The sequence below is a fragment of the Stenotrophomonas aracearum genome, from assembly GCF_031834615.1.
Lineage (GTDB): Bacteria > Pseudomonadota > Gammaproteobacteria > Xanthomonadales > Xanthomonadaceae > Stenotrophomonas > Stenotrophomonas aracearum.
In genome coordinates this window covers 2,717,516-2,734,779 of the sequence record NZ_CP115543.1, presented here as the reverse complement: position 1 = coordinate 2,734,779, position 17,264 = coordinate 2,717,516, and the positions used below count along the sequence as shown (strand labels likewise).

At 66.2% G+C, this 17,264-nt stretch carries 11 protein-coding genes and 2 pseudogenes; 10 read left to right on the top strand and 3 right to left on the bottom strand.

What is annotated here, in order from left to right; translation table 11 throughout:
- The first annotated feature begins 1 nt into the window (after position 1).
- The 6 genes and pseudogenes from PDM28_RS12425 (at position 2) to PDM28_RS12400 (ending at position 8,373) form a co-directional block, all read left to right on the top strand.
- The gene (locus PDM28_RS12425; protein ID WP_102944645.1) at positions 2 to 1,150 is read left to right on the top strand and encodes a pyridoxal phosphate-dependent aminotransferase; all 1,149 of its coding nucleotides are present in this window, start codon (positions 2 to 4) and stop codon (positions 1,148 to 1,150) included.
- Complete coding sequence (locus PDM28_RS12420) at positions 1,150 to 1,980, top strand: amidohydrolase (protein ID WP_311182254.1); 831 nt, start codon at positions 1,150 to 1,152, stop codon at positions 1,978 to 1,980. The genes PDM28_RS12425 and PDM28_RS12420 overlap by 1 nt, the downstream gene beginning before the upstream one ends.
- A 205-nt stretch (positions 1,981 to 2,185) precedes the next feature.
- Complete coding sequence (locus tag PDM28_RS12415) at positions 2,186 to 3,664, top strand: DUF1552 domain-containing protein (protein ID WP_311182253.1); 1,479 nt, start codon at positions 2,186 to 2,188, stop codon at positions 3,662 to 3,664.
- 51 nt (positions 3,665 to 3,715) lie between these two features.
- Positions 3,716 to 7,143 (top strand): annotated as a pseudogene (locus PDM28_RS12410) (DUF1592 domain-containing protein); the annotation flags it as partial.
- A complete protein-coding gene (locus PDM28_RS12405) occupies positions 7,138 to 7,896 on the top strand; it encodes a DUF1588 domain-containing protein (RefSeq protein WP_425507666.1) in 759 nt (252 codons plus the stop codon). The pseudogene PDM28_RS12410 and the gene PDM28_RS12405, both read left to right, overlap by 6 nt.
- A 42-nt stretch (positions 7,897 to 7,938) precedes the next feature.
- Positions 7,939 to 8,373 (top strand): hypothetical protein, encoded by a 435-nt coding sequence (locus PDM28_RS12400; protein WP_102944649.1) that lies wholly within the window; start codon positions 7,939 to 7,941, stop codon positions 8,371 to 8,373.
- Positions 8,374 to 8,432: 59 nt separating this feature from the next.
- Here the strand turns inward: PDM28_RS12400 and PDM28_RS12395 are convergent, their stop codons facing one another.
- From PDM28_RS12395 to PDM28_RS12385, 3 genes and pseudogenes are all read right to left on the bottom strand, one after another.
- Positions 8,433 to 10,163, bottom strand: coding sequence for a pseudouridine synthase (locus PDM28_RS12395; protein ID WP_311182248.1), 1,731 nt, complete (start codon positions 10,161 to 10,163; stop codon positions 8,433 to 8,435).
- Positions 10,156 to 11,141, bottom strand: a pseudogene (gene scpB / locus PDM28_RS12390) (SMC-Scp complex subunit ScpB). The gene PDM28_RS12395 and the pseudogene scpB overlap by 8 nt, the downstream one beginning before the upstream one ends.
- A 15-nt stretch (positions 11,142 to 11,156) precedes the next feature.
- The gene (locus PDM28_RS12385; protein WP_102944651.1) at positions 11,157 to 12,062 is read right to left on the bottom strand and encodes a segregation and condensation protein A; all 906 of its coding nucleotides are present in this window, start codon (positions 12,060 to 12,062) and stop codon (positions 11,157 to 11,159) included.
- Positions 12,063 to 12,364: 302 nt separating this feature from the next.
- On the opposite strand from PDM28_RS12385, the gene PDM28_RS12380 reads away from it, so the two are divergent.
- The 4 genes from PDM28_RS12380 (at position 12,365) to PDM28_RS12365 (ending at position 17,230) form a co-directional block, all read left to right on the top strand.
- Positions 12,365 to 12,664 carry a YciI family protein gene (locus PDM28_RS12380; RefSeq protein ID WP_102944652.1) on the top strand — a complete coding sequence of 100 codons (300 nt, stop codon included), beginning with the start codon at positions 12,365 to 12,367 and terminating at the stop codon, positions 12,662 to 12,664.
- On the top strand, positions 12,661 to 12,930 hold the full coding sequence (locus PDM28_RS12375) for a BolA family protein (RefSeq protein ID WP_311182247.1): 270 nt from the start codon (positions 12,661 to 12,663) through the stop codon (positions 12,928 to 12,930). The genes PDM28_RS12380 and PDM28_RS12375 overlap by 4 nt, the downstream gene beginning before the upstream one ends.
- A gap of 148 nt (positions 12,931 to 13,078) precedes the next feature.
- On the top strand, positions 13,079 to 14,116 hold the full coding sequence (locus PDM28_RS12370) for a LacI family DNA-binding transcriptional regulator (protein ID WP_311182246.1): 1,038 nt from the start codon (positions 13,079 to 13,081) through the stop codon (positions 14,114 to 14,116).
- Between the two features lie 54 nt (positions 14,117 to 14,170).
- On the top strand, positions 14,171 to 17,230 hold the full coding sequence (locus PDM28_RS12365; RefSeq protein ID WP_102944655.1) for a TonB-dependent receptor: 3,060 nt from the start codon (positions 14,171 to 14,173) through the stop codon (positions 17,228 to 17,230).
- Positions 17,231 to 17,264 lie beyond the last annotated feature (34 nt).

Below are 17,264 nucleotides of genomic sequence, written 5' to 3'. Positions count from 1 at the left end.
AATGACCATCCAGACCAAGCTGCCCAAGGTGGGCACCACCATTTTCACCGTGATGTCCCAGCTGGCCGCCGAGCACGGCGCCGTGAACCTGGGCCAGGGCTTCCCGGACTTTTCCGCGCCGCAGCGGCTCATCGATGAAACCATCAAGGCCATGCAGGGCGGGCTGAACCAGTATCCGCCGATGACCGGGGTGGCCCCACTGCGCCAGGCCATCGCGCAGAAGTCGCTGGACCTGTACGGCGCGCAGGTCGATCCGGACACCGAAATCACCGTCACCAGCGGCGCCACCGAAGCGATCTTCAACGCCATCCACGCCGTGGTGCGCCCGGGCGAGGAAGTGATCGTGCTGGACCCGGCCTACGACTGCTACGAGCCGGCCATCGACCTGGCCGGCGCGCGTGCCGTGCACGTGCCGCTGGACCCGCAGAGCTTCCGCGTCGACTGGGACCGCGTGCGCGCGGCGATCACCCCGAAGACCCGCCTGCTGATGGTCAACACCCCGCACAACCCGTCCGGCGCGATGCTCGACGCCGACGACATGCAGGCCATCATCGACCTGCTGCGCGGCACCGGCATCTACCTGATCTCCGATGAAGTGTACGAACACATCATCTACGACGGCCGCCGCCACGAGTCGGCGCTGCGCTACCCGGAACTGCGCGAGCGCACCTTCGTCATCTCCAGCTTCGGCAAGACCTACCACTGCACCGGCTGGAAGATCGGCTACGCGGTGGCGCCGCCGGCGCTGAGCGCCGAGTTCCGCAAGGTGCACCAGTACAACACCTTCACCAGCTTCGGCCCGGCCCAGTACGGGTTCGCCGCAATGATCCGCGACGAACCGGAACACCATCTCGAGCTGGGCGCGTTCTACCAGGCCAAGCGCGACCGCTTCCGCGAGCAGCTGCTGGGCACCCGGCTGAAACCGTTGCCGGTGCCGGGCGGATACTTCCAGCTGGTCGATTATTCGGACGTCAGCGACCTGCCGGACCATGAGTTCGTGAAGTGGCTGACCATCGAAAAGGGCGTGGCCGCGATTCCGCTGTCGCCGTTCTATGAAACGCCGCCGCAGGGCCAGCGCATCGTGCGACTGTGCTTTGCCAAGAACGATGCCACCATGGACGCGGCGATCGAACGCCTGAAGGTGCTCTGATGACCGCCGAGCTCCGCCCCGACCTGCGCATCACCCTGGTCCAGGGCAACACGCGCTGGCACGACCCGGAAGGCAACCGCGAACACTACGCCGCGTTGCTGGCGCCGCTGGCAGGCCAAACCGATGTGGTGATCCTGCCGGAGACCTTCACCAGTGGGTTCTCCAACGACGCCATCTTCCGTGCCGAAGGCATGGACGGCCCCACCGTGGCCTGGATCCGAGAGCAGGCCGCGCGGCTGGGCGCCGCAGTGACCGGCAGCGTGCAGCTGCGGGTAGGCGAGGGCGTGTACAACCGCCTGCTGTGGGCGACCCCGGACGGCGAACTGCAGTACTACGACAAGCGCCACCTGTTCCGCTACGGCGACGAGCACCTGCGCTACGCCGCCGGCAGCGAACGCCTAACCGTGGAATGGAAAGGCTGGCGGATCAATCCGCTGGTCTGCTACGACCTGCGCTTCCCGGTGTTCTGCCGCAATCGCTACAACGTCGAACGCGCCGACGACCTGGACTTCGACCTGCAGATCTTCGTGGCCAACTGGCCCTCGGCGCGTGCGTATCCGTGGCGCACGCTGCTGCGTGCGCGCGCCATCGAAAACCTGTGCTACGTCGCAGCGGTGAACCGCGTGGGCGTGGACGGCAACGAGCTGCACTACGACGGCGACAGCGCGGTGATCGACTTCCTGGGCCAGCCGCAGCTCGAAGTGCGCAGCACCGAGCAGGTGGTGACCACTACGGTGTCTGCTGCAGCACTGGCCGCGCACCGCGCACGCTTCCCGGCGATGCTGGATGCCGATGCGTTCACCCTGGGTGGTCCCAACCTGCAGGGCTGACTTCACCCGGTCTTAATAGGACCGGGCGCAACCTGCGGCCAATTCCACTGCGCCGGTGCACGGCCAGTGGAATTTGAATTCAACGGGGGTCGAATTCACGTTGGGGACCTCCCATGAAGACCTGCGCAGCGGCCATTCCGTCGGCGTTTGAGAACCTGTACACCGCAGTGGTTATTTCCTGCAGGGTGGAGCAGGAGAACGCCCGATGAGCATCTCAATTTCCCGCCGTAGATTATTGCTGGGGCTTGCTGCCGCAGGCGGCCTGGGCGCCTTGGGCGCAGGCGCGTATTACCTCAATCGTGCATCGTTGGCGCGCTGGGCGGTGGACGGTCGCGAGTTGAAGGGTGCGCTGCAGGGCGGAAAGCCCAAGGTGGTGTTTGCGATCCTGGCCGATGGGCTGGGAACGATGAAAACCACTGGCGAAGAACCGGGCCACGACGCCGCCGATCCAGCCGACCGACAGCTCTGGCATCCATGGCATGAAGAAGTCGGCAAGGAAAGCTACGGTTTTCCGGGGCTGGACGTTGAGAACCCATTGCTGGCGATGGTAAGCAGCGAACTGGAGGCCTATCGTTCGCGTTCGCTGTACATCCGCAGTGCTGCGCTGAGCGCGAACTTCATCGCGCATAACGGGTGGACCAGCATTCTGCGCGATGGCCAGATGAAACACGCCAGCATCGACCACATCATCGGGCAGGGCCTTCCGAACTATACGGCCACGCAGAAGGCGGTGTTCTGTGGCCATATCACGCATAACCCCAATTTTCGGGTCTCCTACTCCGGTGGAGGCACGTCGATCAGGGACATGCAGAGTAATCCGCACCGGCTGTTCGCGAGCTTGTTCCCAGACCAGGCCGGCCGAAGCAGAAGCGGTGGAAAGCACGTGTTCGACCCGGCGCTGGCCGATCTGCGCGAACTGAGGGAAGGCATGTCTCCACGCGAGCGGCAGAAGCTGGAGTCGCATCTGGATGCCATCGAGCAGGTGCAGAACGATCTGGACAGCGGCCCGGTGGAGCCGGGTCCCGGCTGCGATCCCACACTGCCCGAGTTCGATGAGGCGTGGCTCCCGGATTACAGCCGAAGGGCCGACGTGCTGGCTGCCACGTCAAGCGTACTGGCGACGGCATTGGCCTGCGGTGCGACGCGGGTGGCGACCTTCCAGATCGGTGCCAGTTCGGAAAACCAGGCAATCTACTTCGACCCTTACGGCGACGGCACCGGACCGAAGTTCACCGACAACGCGCATGAGGCTGCGCATCTGAATCGCGGCAGCGGTCCGGTGGAAAAGCGAATCCTGTGGCAGCAGTCGCGGATCTGGTATGTGAATCGTCTGAAGGCGCTGCTGGACGATCTGGCGCGCCACCAGGATCCGGACGTTCCGGAAGATTCGCTGCTTGACCATACCCTGGTAGTGGTCACCAGTGAGTTGGCCGACGGCCGGCCCGAGACGAGTCATGACCTGCCGATGGTGATGATCGGTGGCACCAAGTCGCATGGCTTGAACGTAGGCAACAGCAACACCGGTCGCTTCCTGCATGCCGGGGATCAAGGCGACAGAGAGGACTATATGGGCAAGAAGGTCAGTATCGAGCGGATATGGGCGACGGTGGCGCAGTCGATGGGCGTGCAGTGCGATTACGGGCTCAACACGCCGATCAGTGGGATTTTCAGAGGCATCGGCTGAGTGCTGTGACAGGCTGCGGGTGCGGGTGCGGGTGCGGGTGCGGCTTGCAGCATGAATTCAACGGGGGTCGAATTCACACATTGGGGACCTCCGATGAAAGCCGGGATCGCGGTGGTTGCGCTGATGATGGCGCTTGCATTGGGTGGATGCCGCCGGGAGGAAGACGGGTCCGGTTCCGTCAGGATGGCCTGCGATGACCCTCAGTGGGCGGCCGACAGCGGCTACGCGATCGGGGACACGGTGCAGAACCTGGGCCAGCGGTACCAATGTTTCAAGGCGGCTGGCTGGTGCAACCAGGCTGCCTACGAACCCAATGGGGTGAGTGGCGGCCCCTGGGAGGAAACCTGGGAACATTTGGGCGCCTGCATGGGCCCCGATCCCGATCCTGACCCGCAGGGAAACCGCATCACCCTCGAACTGCCGTCGAACATCGAATACGGCAGCGGCGAGGCCACCGGTGAGATCACCGGCAAGCTCCAGTGCGGCGAGGACGTCCACCCGATCCAGGGCAGCTGGGGCCGGACCGTCGCCATCGAGGAGCTGAAGCAGTGCAACTACGTGCTGATCCTCGACAGCAACAGCACCGGCGCGTCGATGGATACCGGCCGCATCCTCCGCATCACCGAGCCGTCCGGCCAGAACGTCATCTTCAAACCGCGCTTCCGCCGGCTGCCCGACGTGACCCGCCTCAAAGGACTACCGGGGATCAAGGTCGAACTGTTCGCCTCGGGCCTGGATCAGCCGCGGCAGATGGCGCTCAACGACGCGGGCACCGTGGTGTACGTCGGCAGCAGTGCCATTCCGCACTGGGCGGACGTGCCGGTGGGCGAGGGCAGTACCGCCAATCGTCGCGCCCAGGTGCTGTACGCGCTGGAATTGAACGCACAGAAGACCGGGACCTCGGCCACCTACGTGATCGGTACCGGACTGGAGGAGCCGCACGGCGTCGCCTATCGCAACGGCACGCTGTACTACGCGACCAGCGGCAGCCTGCGGCGCATCGACGACATCGACAGCAAGTACCGCACGGGTGCGCTGATCGGCACCGAGGTCTGGAAATTCCCTGCCGACGACACCGCCTTCCCGATGCCGGACGTACCGCCGTGGCGGTGGTACCACCAGAAGCACTCGCTGCACTTCAACACCTTCGACCCCACCGACGAGTGGATCTACACGGACGTGGGCATTCCGTGCAACGTGTGCATCACCACCAAGGACACGCGCTACGGCACCATCCTGCGCGTCAACCCGGCCACCGGCGCGTCCGAAGTGCTGGCGCGCGGCATACGCAACGCGGTCGGCATGGACTGGCAGCCGGCCACCGGCACGGTCTGGTCGGGCGACAACAACCGCGACGGCTACGACAATCCCGATGAGTTGAACGTGTTCAACATGATGCGCGCGCCGCGGCACTACGGGGCACCCTACGTCTTCGGCCGCGACACCGTCGGCATCACCGACTCGGAGTGGGAGCGCCGCGAGGAGCTGGATGCGCTGCGGATTCCACAGGGCGCCATCCTCAGCGACAAGGCGCCTTCGGACATCAATACGCTGCACTTCTCGCCGCCCGCCTTCGATTTCGGCAGCAACTTCGCGCCGCTGGGTATCCGCTTCTGGAAGACCTACGCGCCGCAGCGCGGACGCCAGTACCTGCTGGCCGCCGTGCACAGCAAGGGCAGCGACGAGCGCCCGGGCATGAACATCACGGTGTTCACGCTGGAGGGCGACACCGTGGAAGCGTCCATTCCGCTGGTGCAGGGCTGGCGTGGCACCGGCCCGACCACGCCCTCGGGCTGCATGCAGGAGAACGGCTGTATCGGCAGCCCGGTGGAGTTCCTGCCGATGCCGGACGGCTCACTGCTGGTCAGCGACGACATCTCGGGCAACATCTATCGGCTCACGTATGTCACCGACGGATTGCCGGCCACCACGCTGACGCTGAGGGCGCCGGCCGCGCCTTCGGCGGACGTTGCCGGCCAGCAGGTGGTCGGCTTCCTGACCGGCCCGGACGGGGATCGTCGCGATTTCGGCCTCGCCTGGGGCAAGAGGCTGGTGCTCACCGGCCTGCCACACGGCGACTACAAGGTGGAATGGAAGCCGTTCGACGAGTGGGTGCCCGAACAGCGTGAGATGCAGGCCACGCTCGGCGCAGGGGCGCCGGACGCCGAGGTCGCTGCCGCCTATATCGAACGGCCCGAGGTCAACGTCGAGCTCACCCTGCAGGCCCCGGCCAAGCCGGCCGGCGCGCTGGCCGAGACCTGGCAGGTGCAGCTGCGCAAGGGCAACCAGGGCTGGGTGCCGGTGGACGTGGCCTGGGGTGGGGAGGCCAAGGTGGCGCTGGAGTATGGGGATTACGTGGTGCATTACCCGTATACCGAAACAGCGTATCCCGAGCCGATGCGCGAACGCATCCAGGTGGACTACGACACCGCGCCGATGACCCGCACGACCGCCTACACGGTGGTGGAGGACCTGGGCAAGCAGGTGCTGCTGGACGACCCCAACGGCTGCGTGGGCTGCCACTCCGCCACCAGCTGGAACGACCCGGTCAAGGCGATGCGCTGGGTGGAGAACGTCGATGCGCTGAAAGAGAAGATCATCGGCATGAGCACCAACATGACCGCCAACGGCACCCACTGCGATGGCATCTGCGCGTCTGAAATTTCGGATTACCTGATGAACACGGTGTGGCGCGAATACAGCAATCCCGGTCCGCAGGCCGGTCCGCGCCAGCTGCGCATGCTGGCCCGCACCGAGTATGCGAACGCGGTGCACGACGTGCTGGGGGTGACGGTGGATCCGGAAGACCTGCCCGACAACAAGGCCGACGGCCCGGACTTCATCTACCCGGTCGAGGCCATTGCCAGCACCTTCACCGCCGAGGACGTGCGCAAGTACTACGACACCTCGTTGAAGGTGGGCGGCGCGATCGACGAGGCCGCGCTGGCCACGCGCTTTGGCAGCACGGCGGCCGATTTCGTGGCGAACCTCGGGCGCGAGCTGTTCCGGCGCCCGTTGTCCGCCACCGAGAAAACCCGCTACGAAACCGTGTACGGCGAGCCGGAGGGTGGCGCACGGGGCGTGGCGCTGGCGATGCTGGCCTCGCCGTATTTCCTGTACCGCTCGGAGATGGGCACCAAGGACGCGGACGATGCGCTGTTCACCCTGACCCCGTATGAGCGGGCCACCGCGTTGTCGTTCACGCTGCTGGGCACCACGCCGGATGCGGCGCTGCTGGACAAGGCGGGCAATGGCGAACTGGAAACGGCGCCGCAGGTGCAGGCGGTGATCGACAGCATGTGGCCGACCCGCGATCGGCGCAGCAGCTGACGCGATTCATCTCGTTCTACGCGGGCCTGGCCCCGGGTATTCCGGTATCGCCGCGCCCCGGCCTGGACGCAACGATGATCGCGGCGATGCGCGATGAGTTCCGGATGACCCTGGAAGACAATTTCCGCGAAGGTTCCGGCACCGTGCGCGAGGCGTTCAACCCGGGCTACACGTACCTCAACGAGGCGCTGGCCAGCCACTATGAAATCGGCGGGGTCACCGGCAGCGCGTTGAAAAAGATCCCGCTGACGGCCGAGCAGGCGCATTGGCGCGGTGGCGTGCTCAACGCCGCTCTATTCCCGGTCAAATATGCCAACAACCATTCCACCGCGCTGGTGATGCGCGGCTTCGTGATCCGCAACAGCCTCTTCTGCCAGACCTTTGCATCCAACGCCATTCGTCCCGACCCGGATCCGTACCCGGACCGGCCGATCGGCGAGCGCGAAAAGTGGCATATCAACACCGGCCCAACCGCATCGGAAGGCACCTGCTGGACCTGCCATAAGTTCTTCAACGACACCGGCGCGTCGATGGAGCACTTCGACCAGCTTGCGAAGCTTCGCGATACCGAGCTGGGCATCAATGAGGGCTACACCGACCAGGAGGTGCCCATCGACGCCTCCGGAGAGTTCATCGACACCTCCGGTGGCAACTGGGTGGACCACATCGACGATGTGCGCGGCATTGCCGAGCACGTCGCCGACAACCGGGAGGCGATGATGTGCCTGGCCAGCGGCTTCTATCGCTACGCGATGGGCGCGCGGCCGGACAAGTCCAGCCTGAAGACGGTGTCGAAGGCGCGCGACACGCTGCTGACGGATGGCGACGTGCGCAAGCTGGCGTCTACCTTGCTGACCGCTGAAACGATGAACCGCCGCCTGGACGAGGAGCCCGCCAAATGAGCTAGATTCGCCCTCATCATCCACCGGCATGGGGTCACCGCAATGAAGAAGCGTTTCCTGGTTCTGATCGGGCTGGCCAGCCTGGGCGCGGTTCCGGCCGCCCAGGCGGCCGGCAACATCGACTGCGAACTGCAGTACAACCTGGCCGGGTGGTCGGTGTTCTACAAGACCGCCTCCGGCACCGGCACCATCACCTGCGACAACGGCGCGCGTATTCCGGTCAAGATCACCGTCAAGGGCGGCGGCCTCACCGTGGGCAAGTCGAAGATCACCGACGGCAAGGGCAGATTCAGTGGCGCCTATTCGCTCAACGACCTGATCGGCTCGTACGCGTCGGTGGAGGCGCATGCCGGCGCCGACAAATCCAGCAGCGCGCAGGTCGTCACCAAGGGCGACGTCTCACTGGCCCTGGCCGGCACCGGTAAAGGGTGGGACCTGGGCGTGGCCGGCAGCCGATTCACGATCGAACGCCGATAACGAAAAACGCATGTTCCAAACGAAAAAACCCGATCAATGACCGGGTTTTTTCACTTCACTCAGCCGCCACGCGGACCGCCGCCACGATGGCCACCGCCGCCGGGGCCGCGGTTGCCGCCCGGACGGGCGCCGCCGGGGCGACCGCCCGGACCGCGCGCACCCGGACCACCGGGGCCGCGATTGCCGCCGGGACCACCCGGGCCACGGTTGCCACCCGGGCCGCCCGGACCGCGGTTGCCCGCAGGACGGCCGCTCGGGCGCGCATTGCCGTAGGGGTTGGCGCCCGGGTTGGCATGGTCGGACGGGAAGCTCGGGGCATTGCCCGGGTGACCGTAGGGATGGCGCTGTGCGCCCTGGCCACCGCGGTTGCCCGCGCCAGCACGGGCCGGACGACCCTGGCCGCCGAAGCCGCCGCGACCTTCGCCGCCACGGCCTTCGCCACCGAAACCGCCGCCGCTGCGCTCACCGTACGCACCACGGCCCTGGCCGCCTGCGCCGCCCGGACCCTTCGGCTTGCCGTACGGACGCCCCTGGCCGCCGGCGCCGGCACCCGGACCGCGCGCGCCCGGGCCACGGGCAGCGCCCGGACCGGCATTGCGGTGGTTGCTCGGGCCAGTGCTCACGCCATCGGGCACGTACCAGCTGCGGAACGCGGCCGGGTTGCCTTCGGGAAGCGCGCGGTTGCCCTTATCGGGACGCTGCTTGAACGGACGCTGCGACTGCTTGGCCGCCGCTTCGCCGGTGACCGTCAGGCCACCCTTGAAACCGCCGCCCTTGCCACCGCGACCGCGGCCGCGCTCTTCGCGCACGTTGTCGAAACGACGCAGCTCGCGGCCTTCATCGGCCTGGTTGTGGCCGTTGACGTAGGCATTGCCACGGCCACCTTCGCGCGAAACGCGCACGGTCGTCTTGGCGGCGCGGCGCTGGCCGATCACCGGCTGCAGGGTCAGCGCCGACGGCGCGCCTTCTTCCAGCTTGAGTTCGGCGCGCAGCTGCTCGACCTGCTTGGCGGTGAGTTCCTGCGACTGACCGCGCAGCAGTTCGCGCGGCAGGGTGATCTTGCCGTAGCGGGTACGCTTCAGGCGGCTGACCTGGCAGCCCTGCGATTCCCACAGGCGGCGCACTTCGCGGTTGCGGCCTTCCTTGACCACCACGCGGAACCAGTCGTGCGAATCGGTGCCGCCAATGCGTTCGATCTCGTCGAACTTGGCCGGGCCGTCTTCCAGCGCCACGCCACGGGCGAGGCGGTCGACGATGTTGTCGGGCACCTTCTCTTCGCCTTCCGGGGCGCGCACGCGCACCACGTATTCGCGTTCGACCTCGTAGGAGGGGTGCATCATCGCGTTGGCCAGCTCACCGTCGGTGGTCGCCAGCAGCAGGCCGGTGGTGTTGATGTCCAGGCGGCCGATCGCGATCCAGCGCGCGCCCTTCAGGGCCGGCAGCGCTTCGAACACGGTCGGGCGACCTTCGGGATCTTCGCGCGTGGTCACTTCGCCTTCGGGCTTGTTGTAGGCCAGCACGCGCGAGGTCTCGGTCAGCGCGGTGGCAACGAAGCCACGGCCGTCCAGGTCGACCTTGTCGCCGCTCTTGATCGACTGGCCGGTCTTGGCCACTTCGCCATTGACCTTGACCAGGCCGTCGGCGATGCGCTGTTCCAGCGCGCGGCGCGAACCGAGGCCGGCCTGGGCCAGCACCTTGTGCAGGCGCTCTTCGAGCTTGGGCTGTTCGGTGGCGGTTTCGCGCTTGAGCGAAAGCTTGTTCAACGACAGCTTGCGGGGGGTGTCACTCATCTACTTGGCTCCGGCCGGCGACGTTTCGTCGGCCTCTGGTTCGGGATCGGCTTCGTCAACAGCCACGGTCGTCGTCGCGACGGCGTTGTCTTCGGTTTCTGGATGGTGCGCCGTGCGGTCTACCGGCACGGAATCGGGCTCGCCATCGCTGGCGGGTGAAGCATGGTCGGCGACTTCCGCAGGTGCGGGCGCGTCGCTATTGTCCTGCGTGTCGTCCTGTTCCGCCAGTCGGGCCGACATCAGGGCGGCACGGGCGGCGGCACGGGCCGCGTTGGGGTCCAGCGGCGGTTCCGGTTCGGAATCGGCGTCGGAAGGTTGGTCGGCGTCCGGCAGCCGGGAAGAGCCCGGCTCTACGTCGGTGTCACCTTCGGCGTCTGGAGTCGCTGCACCTGCGGTGATCCGGCCGGCCGGCTGGCCGTCGGTGTCCAGCGGCAGCTGCGGTTCCAGTTCGCCCAGGTCGCGCAGTTCCGACAACGGCGGCAGTTCGTCCAGGCGCTTGAGCCCGAAGTAATCCAGGAAGCCCTTGGTGGTACCGAACAGGGCCGGCTTGCCGGGTACGTCGCGGTGGCCGATCACGCGGATCCATTCGCGTTCTTCCAGAGCCTGGATGATATTGCTGCTGACCGCCACGCCACGGACCTGTTCGATCTCGCCGCGGGTGATCGGCTGGCGGTAGGCGATCAGCGCCAGGGTTTCCAGGGTGGCGCGGGTGTAGCGGGTCTTGCGCTCGGTCCACAGCCGGGTGATGAAGCCGTGGACCTCGTTGGTGACCTGGAAGCGGAAGCCGGAGGCGACCTCGACCAGCTCCACGCCACGCTCGGCGCAGCCTTCGCGCAGCAGTTCCAGTGCCCGTTCGATGCTGCCCGGCGGCGCCGGTTCCTCTTCCGGGAACAGGCCCTGCAGCTGGGCCAGGGTCAGCGGCTGGCTCGAGGCCAGCAGCGCCCCTTCGACAATACGGTTGATCAGCGGTTGATCCATGCGTGGGTCGGGTGCTCAGTCGGATTCGTTGGCGGCGTCGGCATCGTCGAATTCGCTGTTGAACTGCAGCGGTTCGTTGGTGTTGCCGGCGGCCAGGGATTTGACGTAGATCGGCGCCAGCGGCGCCTCCTGCACGATGTCCAGCAGCTGTTCCTTGGCCAGTTCGAGCAGGGCCAGGAAGGTGACCAGTACCCCCAGCTTGCCTTCTTCGGCGGTGAACAGCGTTTCAAAACGGTAGAACTTGCCGTCTTCCAGACGGCCCAGCACGTCGCCCATGCGCTGGCGCACGCTCAGGGCCTCGCGCTTGATCGCGTGGCCGGTGAACAGCTCGGCGCGCTTGAGCACGTCGTGCAGCGCCAGCAGCATTTCCTTCAGGTCCACCGGCGGCGGCAGCTTGATCGCCGCGCGGTCGGGCACGAAGGCATGCGCCAGGCTGGTGTCGCGGTCCTGGCGGGGCAGGGCGTCGATGTCTTCGGCAGCCTGCTTGAAACGTTCGTACTCCTGCAGCCGGCGCACCAGTTCCGCACGCGGGTCGCCTTCCTCGCCTTCGATGCTCGGCGGGCGCGGCAGCAGCATCCGCGACTTCACCTCGGCCAGGATCGCGGCCATCACCAGATACTCGGCGGCCAGTTCGAAGCGCAGCTCCTGCATGACATTGATGTAGTCCACGTACTGCCGGGTGATTTCGGCGACGGGGATGTCCAGGATGTCCAGGTTCTGCCGGCGGATCAGGTACAGCAGCAGGTCCAGCGGACCTTCAAACGCGTCCAGGATGACTTCCAGCGCATCCGGCGGGATGTACAGGTCCTGCGGGATCTGCAGGACCGGTTGACCATGCACCACGGCCAGCGGCATTTCCTGCTGCTGCGGGGCGGTCGGCCGGGTTTGCGGGTTCGCGTCGAGCGCGAGTTCGGAAGTCATCAAGATTGACGTCGGTATTGCAACGGACCAGTTTGCTGCGCCGGACCCGGCCGCAAGCCATGACACGCCTGTGCCGGCGTGGTTCCACATTTCAAACAGCAGCAGGACGCGCTGCGAACGTGCAGCGGCAGAACTACAGGAGGTCGTCTACGTGTGCTGGTGTGGGGCAGGGGGCCCGGTACCGACCGGGTTGCTGCGTCCAGCCACGTGCAATGTGGACAAGAGTACGGCTTCACAACGGCAGTGTCCAGCGAGGCGGGCTAGAATCGCGGGGTTTGTTTAGCTGAACCCTGGAGTTGCCCGTGTGGTATGTGATTGAAGGCTATGACGGCACCGATGTGCTGCCCGCCCGGCTGGCGGCCCGCCCGGCCCACCTGGCCCGCCTGGAAGCCCTGCGCGACGAGGGCCGGCTGCTGCTGGCCGGCCCGTGCCCGGCCATCGACAGCGAAGACCCGGGTCCGGCCGGCTTCAGCGGCAGCGTGGTGATTGCCGCGTTCGATTCGCTGGAACAGGCGCAGGCCTGGGGCGCCGAAGATCCCTACGTGGAGGCCGGCGTGTACACCCGGGTGCAGGTGCGCCCGTTCCGTAAGGTGCTGCCGTGAACCGGGTCGAGCGCATCCGCGCGGCCCTGCAGGCCGCGCTGGACCCGGTGCTGCTGGAGGTGGAAGACGACAGCCACCGCCATGCCGGCCATGAAGGCGCGCGCGACGGGCGCGGGCATTTCAACGTGCGCGTGGTCAGCGCCGCGTTCAAGGGCAAGCTGCCGCTTGCGCGCCACCGCATGGTCTATGCGGCCGTGGGCACGATGATGGAGACCGATATCCACGCGCTGTCCATCGACGCCCAGACCCCGCCAGAACAGGGCTGAAACCCTTGTCCTGCCTTGTCCCGGCAAGTCCCGGGGCGACCTCTTCAAGACATCTCGAGGTTACCGCCGTGAGACATTCGCCTAACGGACTGTTTACATCTGGGAATGAAAACGCTTACATTCCGCGCCAAGCCCAGATCTCTAAGCCGTGGAGGGCGGCGAAGTGAACAAGGCAGCCATCACCATCAAAGATGTAGCCCGCGAAGCCCGCGTCAGCGTGGCAACGGTCTCGCGTGCGCTCAACGGCCATGAAAACGTCGCCGAGCCCGTGCGCAAGCTGGTGCTCGAGGTGGCAGCGCGCCTGCGCTACACCCCGCACGCGGCCGCCCGCAGCCTGAGCAGCCGGCGCACCAACACCATCGGTGTGGTGCTGCCCGACCTGTATGGCGAATTCTTCTCCGAACTGATGCGCGGCATCGACGGGGTGGCACGCGCGCGCCGCCAGCACCTGCTGGTGTCCAGCTACCACGGCGACCAGGAGCAGCAGGGCGCGGCCCTGCGCGCCATGCGCGGCCGGGTCGACGGGCTACTGGTGCTCTCGCCGTATGCGGAAAGCCCGGGTTTCCTGACCGACAACCTGCCGCAGTCGCTGCCCACGGTGCTGATCAACACGTATCTGCCGGACCAGGACCACCCGGTCCTGAGCATCGACGACCACGCTGGCGCGATGGCGATGACCCGCCACCTGCTGGATGCCGGGCATCGGCGCATTGCCTTCATCGCCGGCCCCGATCTGAATTTCGATGCGCGCGAACGCCTGCGCGGATTCCGCGACGCGCTGGCCGCGTTCGGTGGCGAAGCGCACGGTATCGAGCTGCCAGGCGACTTCGACGAAGCCTCCGGCCACCGTGCCGGGCAGGAGCTGCTGGCCGCCGGCGCATTGCCCGATGCGGTGTTCGCAGCCAACGACATGATGGCGCTCGGCTGCCTGTATGCATTCGCGCAGGCCGGCGTGCGCGTGCCCGCCGATGTGGCCCTGGCCGGCTTCGATGACATTCCGCTGGCGCGTTTCGTTCACCCCTCGTTGACGACGATGCAGGTGAGTATCGCCGAGTTGGGCGACAAGGCGGCGACGCGCCTGCTGCAGTTGATGGATGGCAACAACACGGAGACGGAAGGCGACAAGCAGACGCTTGTACCCACCCTGATCGTGCGTGATTCAAGCAAGAAAAGCGTAACGCCGTAACTTCAAAAAAAGACAGGCAGCCGCGATGACGGCTTCCACCACCCGGAGATTTACATGACGTATTTCAATAACCGCACCCGCATGCCGGCCCGCCGCCTGCTCAGCAGTGCCCTGGTCAGCTGCCTGTTGCTGGGTGCTGCGCCGGCCGTGATGGCCCAGTCCGCCACCTCGTCGCTGCGCGGCCAGGTCGCCCAGGCCGAAGCCGGTACCGAAGTCACCGCCACCAACGTGGCCAGCGGCAGCGTGCGCCGCGCCACCACCCGCGCCGACGGCAGCTACTCGCTGATGGGCCTGGACCCGGGCACCTATGACGTGGTCGCCAACGGCCAGACCCAGAAGGTCACCGTGACCGTGGCATCGACCGCGACGCTGAACTTCAGCGGCGCTCCCGCCAACGGTTCCACGGCCAACGCCACCAACCTCGACACCGTCAACGTGGTCGCGCCGACCCTGCTGCAGGAAGTGCGTACCTCTGAAGTGGGCAAGACGGTCAGCCTGCAGCAGATCCAGACCACCCCGCAGGTCTCGCGCAACTTCCTGGAATTCGCCGACGCGGTGCCGGGCATGATCTTCACCCGTGATGCGAAGGGCAACACCTCGCTGCGCGGCGGTGCCACCAATGCCGACGGCACCAACGTCTACATCGACGGCGTGGGCCAGAAGAGCTACGTCAAGGGCGGCGGCGTCGCCGGCCAGTCCGGCAGTGCCGGCAACCCGTTCCCGCAGCTGGCCATTGGCGAATACAAGGTCATCAGCGGCAACTACAAGGCCGAGTACGGCCAGGTCTCCAGCGCGGCCGTGACCGCGGCGACCAAGTCCGGTACCAACGAATTCAAGGGTGAAGCGTTCTACCGCTACACCGACGAAGACATGCGCGCCAAGACCCCGGCCGAGCGCCAGGAAGGCAAGAGCAAGGAAGTCTCGGCCGAGAAGGAATACGGCTTCGCCCTGGGCGGCCCGATCGTGCAGGACAAGGCGCATTTCTTCGTGACCTATGAAGCCAAACGCTTCGACCTGCCGGTAACCATCGCCCCGGAAGGTTCGGTGACCAACCGCGTCGGCCTGCTGCCGGCCGATGCCGCCGCCCAGCTGGGCCCGGCCAGCCAGCCGTTCGAGCAGGACCTGATCTTCGCCAAGATCGACGTCGAGCCGACCGACAACGACCGCATCGAGCTGACCTTCCAGGACCGCGACGAAACCCAGCAGCAGTTCAGCGGGCAGACCGCGCCGTCGCACGGCAAGGAAACCGAGAACACCGACCGTCGCTACGCGCTGCGCTGGAACCACAGCGGTGAGCGCTTCTACAACGAGCTGATGCTCACCCACGAAGATTCGTTCAACAACCCGGTGCCGCTGACCATCGGCAACGGCTATGTGTACACCGCCCCGGACGGCACCGACGACCGCACCCTGGTGCAGATCGGCGGCGCTTCGGCGCTGGATTCGCAGGTGAAGGGCCAGAAGGGCTGGTCGATCGAAGACAACCTGACCCTGGACGGCATCGAGTGGCAGGGCGACCACACCATCAAGATGGGCGCCAAGTACAAGGAAATCGACCTGTACGCGTCCGACGCGCAGGAGATCAACCCGCAGTTCACCTATACCCTGGGCGACCCGGACTTCCCGGATTCGATCCCGTACAAGGCGCAGTTCGTCAAGCCGGTGACCGGCGTGACCGGCGTGACCGGTGAAGTGCGTTCGAAGGTCAAGCAGATCGGCCTGTTCATCCAGGACGACTGGCAGGTCAACGACCACCTGCAGTTGAACCTGGGCCTGCGCTGGGACTACGAAAAGAACCCGAGCTACCTGGACTTCGTGACCCCGCCGGAAGTGGTGGCGGCGCTGTACAGCCAGGATCCGCGCGCGGCCGCTGGCCAGACCTATGCGCAGTCGCTGGCATTGAGCGGGTTGAACATCAACGACTACATCAGCACCGGCCACAACCGCAAGGCGTTCAAGAACGCCTGGCAGCCGCGCCTGGGCTTCTCGTATGACATCAACGCCGACGAGATGCACGTCGTGCACGGTGGCGCCGGCCGTTCCTACGACCGCGACCTGTTCGACTACCTGCAGCTGGAAACCACCAAGCTGGCCCTGCCGCAGCCGACGATCTACTTCCGCAACCCGGCCACCGGCGCCTGCCTCAACGGCCAGGCCGCGTGCTACGACTGGGATCCGAACCTGCTCAACGGCATCCAGAACCTGCAGGCCCTGGTCGGTTCGACCAGCAATGCCGGCCTGGAAGTGGACCTGCTCAACAACAACCTGAAGGCGCCGTACGCCGACCAGTTCAGCCTGGGCATGTCCAACCAGATCGGCGAGTGGCTGACCGACGCCACCGTGGCGCGTACGCTGACCTATGACGGCTTCGCGTTCACCCTGGGCAACCGTTACCCGACCGGCCAGTTCTTCGACGACCCGCGCCTGTGCGGTGGCACCTCGCCGGGCCTGAGCCAGGCCTGGAGCTGCAACATCCCGGGCTTCGGCAGCCTGATCATCGGCCAGCAGGGCATCAAGACCCGTGCCACGCAGGTGCTGCTGTCGGCGCAGAAGCCGTTCACCAAGGAAAGCGGCTGGGGCACCTCGATCGCCTACACCTGGACCACGGCCCGCCACAACCGCGACATCAATGAACATTACGCGTTCGACCGCGGCCTGATCACCGACTACCCGACCATCCGTTCCAACGGTGCGCCGCGTCACCGCATCGTGCTGACCGGTTCGTATGCCGGCTTCTGGGACATCACCTTCGGCGGCAAGATCACCCTGGCCACGCCGACGGCGGTCAATGACTGGTACCCGGTCACCCAGGCCAGCGGTTTCGACCTGCCGACCCCGGGCGCCGCCGTGCCGGACGGCAACGGTCGCTTCCTGCTCGGTGGCAAGATCTGGGGCTATCGTTCGGTCGACCTGCAGGCCACGAAGACGTTCAAGATGCCGGGCGATACCGAGCTGTACGCGCGCATCGACATCATCAACGTGTTCAACTTCGACAACTTCTCCAACTACAACTACACCAAGTCCAACGGCAAGCTGCTGGCCAGCTACAACGAGACCGGCGATATCGTCGGTACGCCGCGCCAGGTGAAGGCAGAAGTCGGCTTCCGCTTCTGATCGCAACAGCCGGCGCCGCCTGAGGGTGGCGCCG

Excerpts from the sequence above, each read along its gene's own strand:
- PDM28_RS12420 (WP_311182254.1), top strand. The coding sequence starts at position 1,150 with ATGACCGCCGAGCTCCGCCCCGACCTGCGCATCACCCTGGTCCAGGGC.
- PDM28_RS12425 (WP_102944645.1), top strand. The coding sequence starts at position 2 with ATGACCATCCAGACCAAGCTGCCCAAGGTGGGCACCACCATTTTCACC.
- PDM28_RS12395 (WP_311182248.1), bottom strand. The coding sequence starts at position 10,163 with ATGAGTGACACCCCCCGCAAGCTGTCGTTGAACAAGCTTTCGCTCAAG.
- PDM28_RS12385 (WP_102944651.1), bottom strand. The coding sequence starts at position 12,062 with ATGACTTCCGAACTCGCGCTCGACGCGAACCCGCAAACCCGGCCGACC.
- PDM28_RS12415 (WP_311182253.1), top strand. The coding sequence starts at position 2,186 with ATGAGCATCTCAATTTCCCGCCGTAGATTATTGCTGGGGCTTGCTGCC.
- PDM28_RS12365 (WP_102944655.1), top strand. The coding sequence starts at position 14,171 with ATGACGTATTTCAATAACCGCACCCGCATGCCGGCCCGCCGCCTGCTC.
- PDM28_RS12400 (WP_102944649.1), top strand. The coding sequence starts at position 7,939 with ATGAAGAAGCGTTTCCTGGTTCTGATCGGGCTGGCCAGCCTGGGCGCG.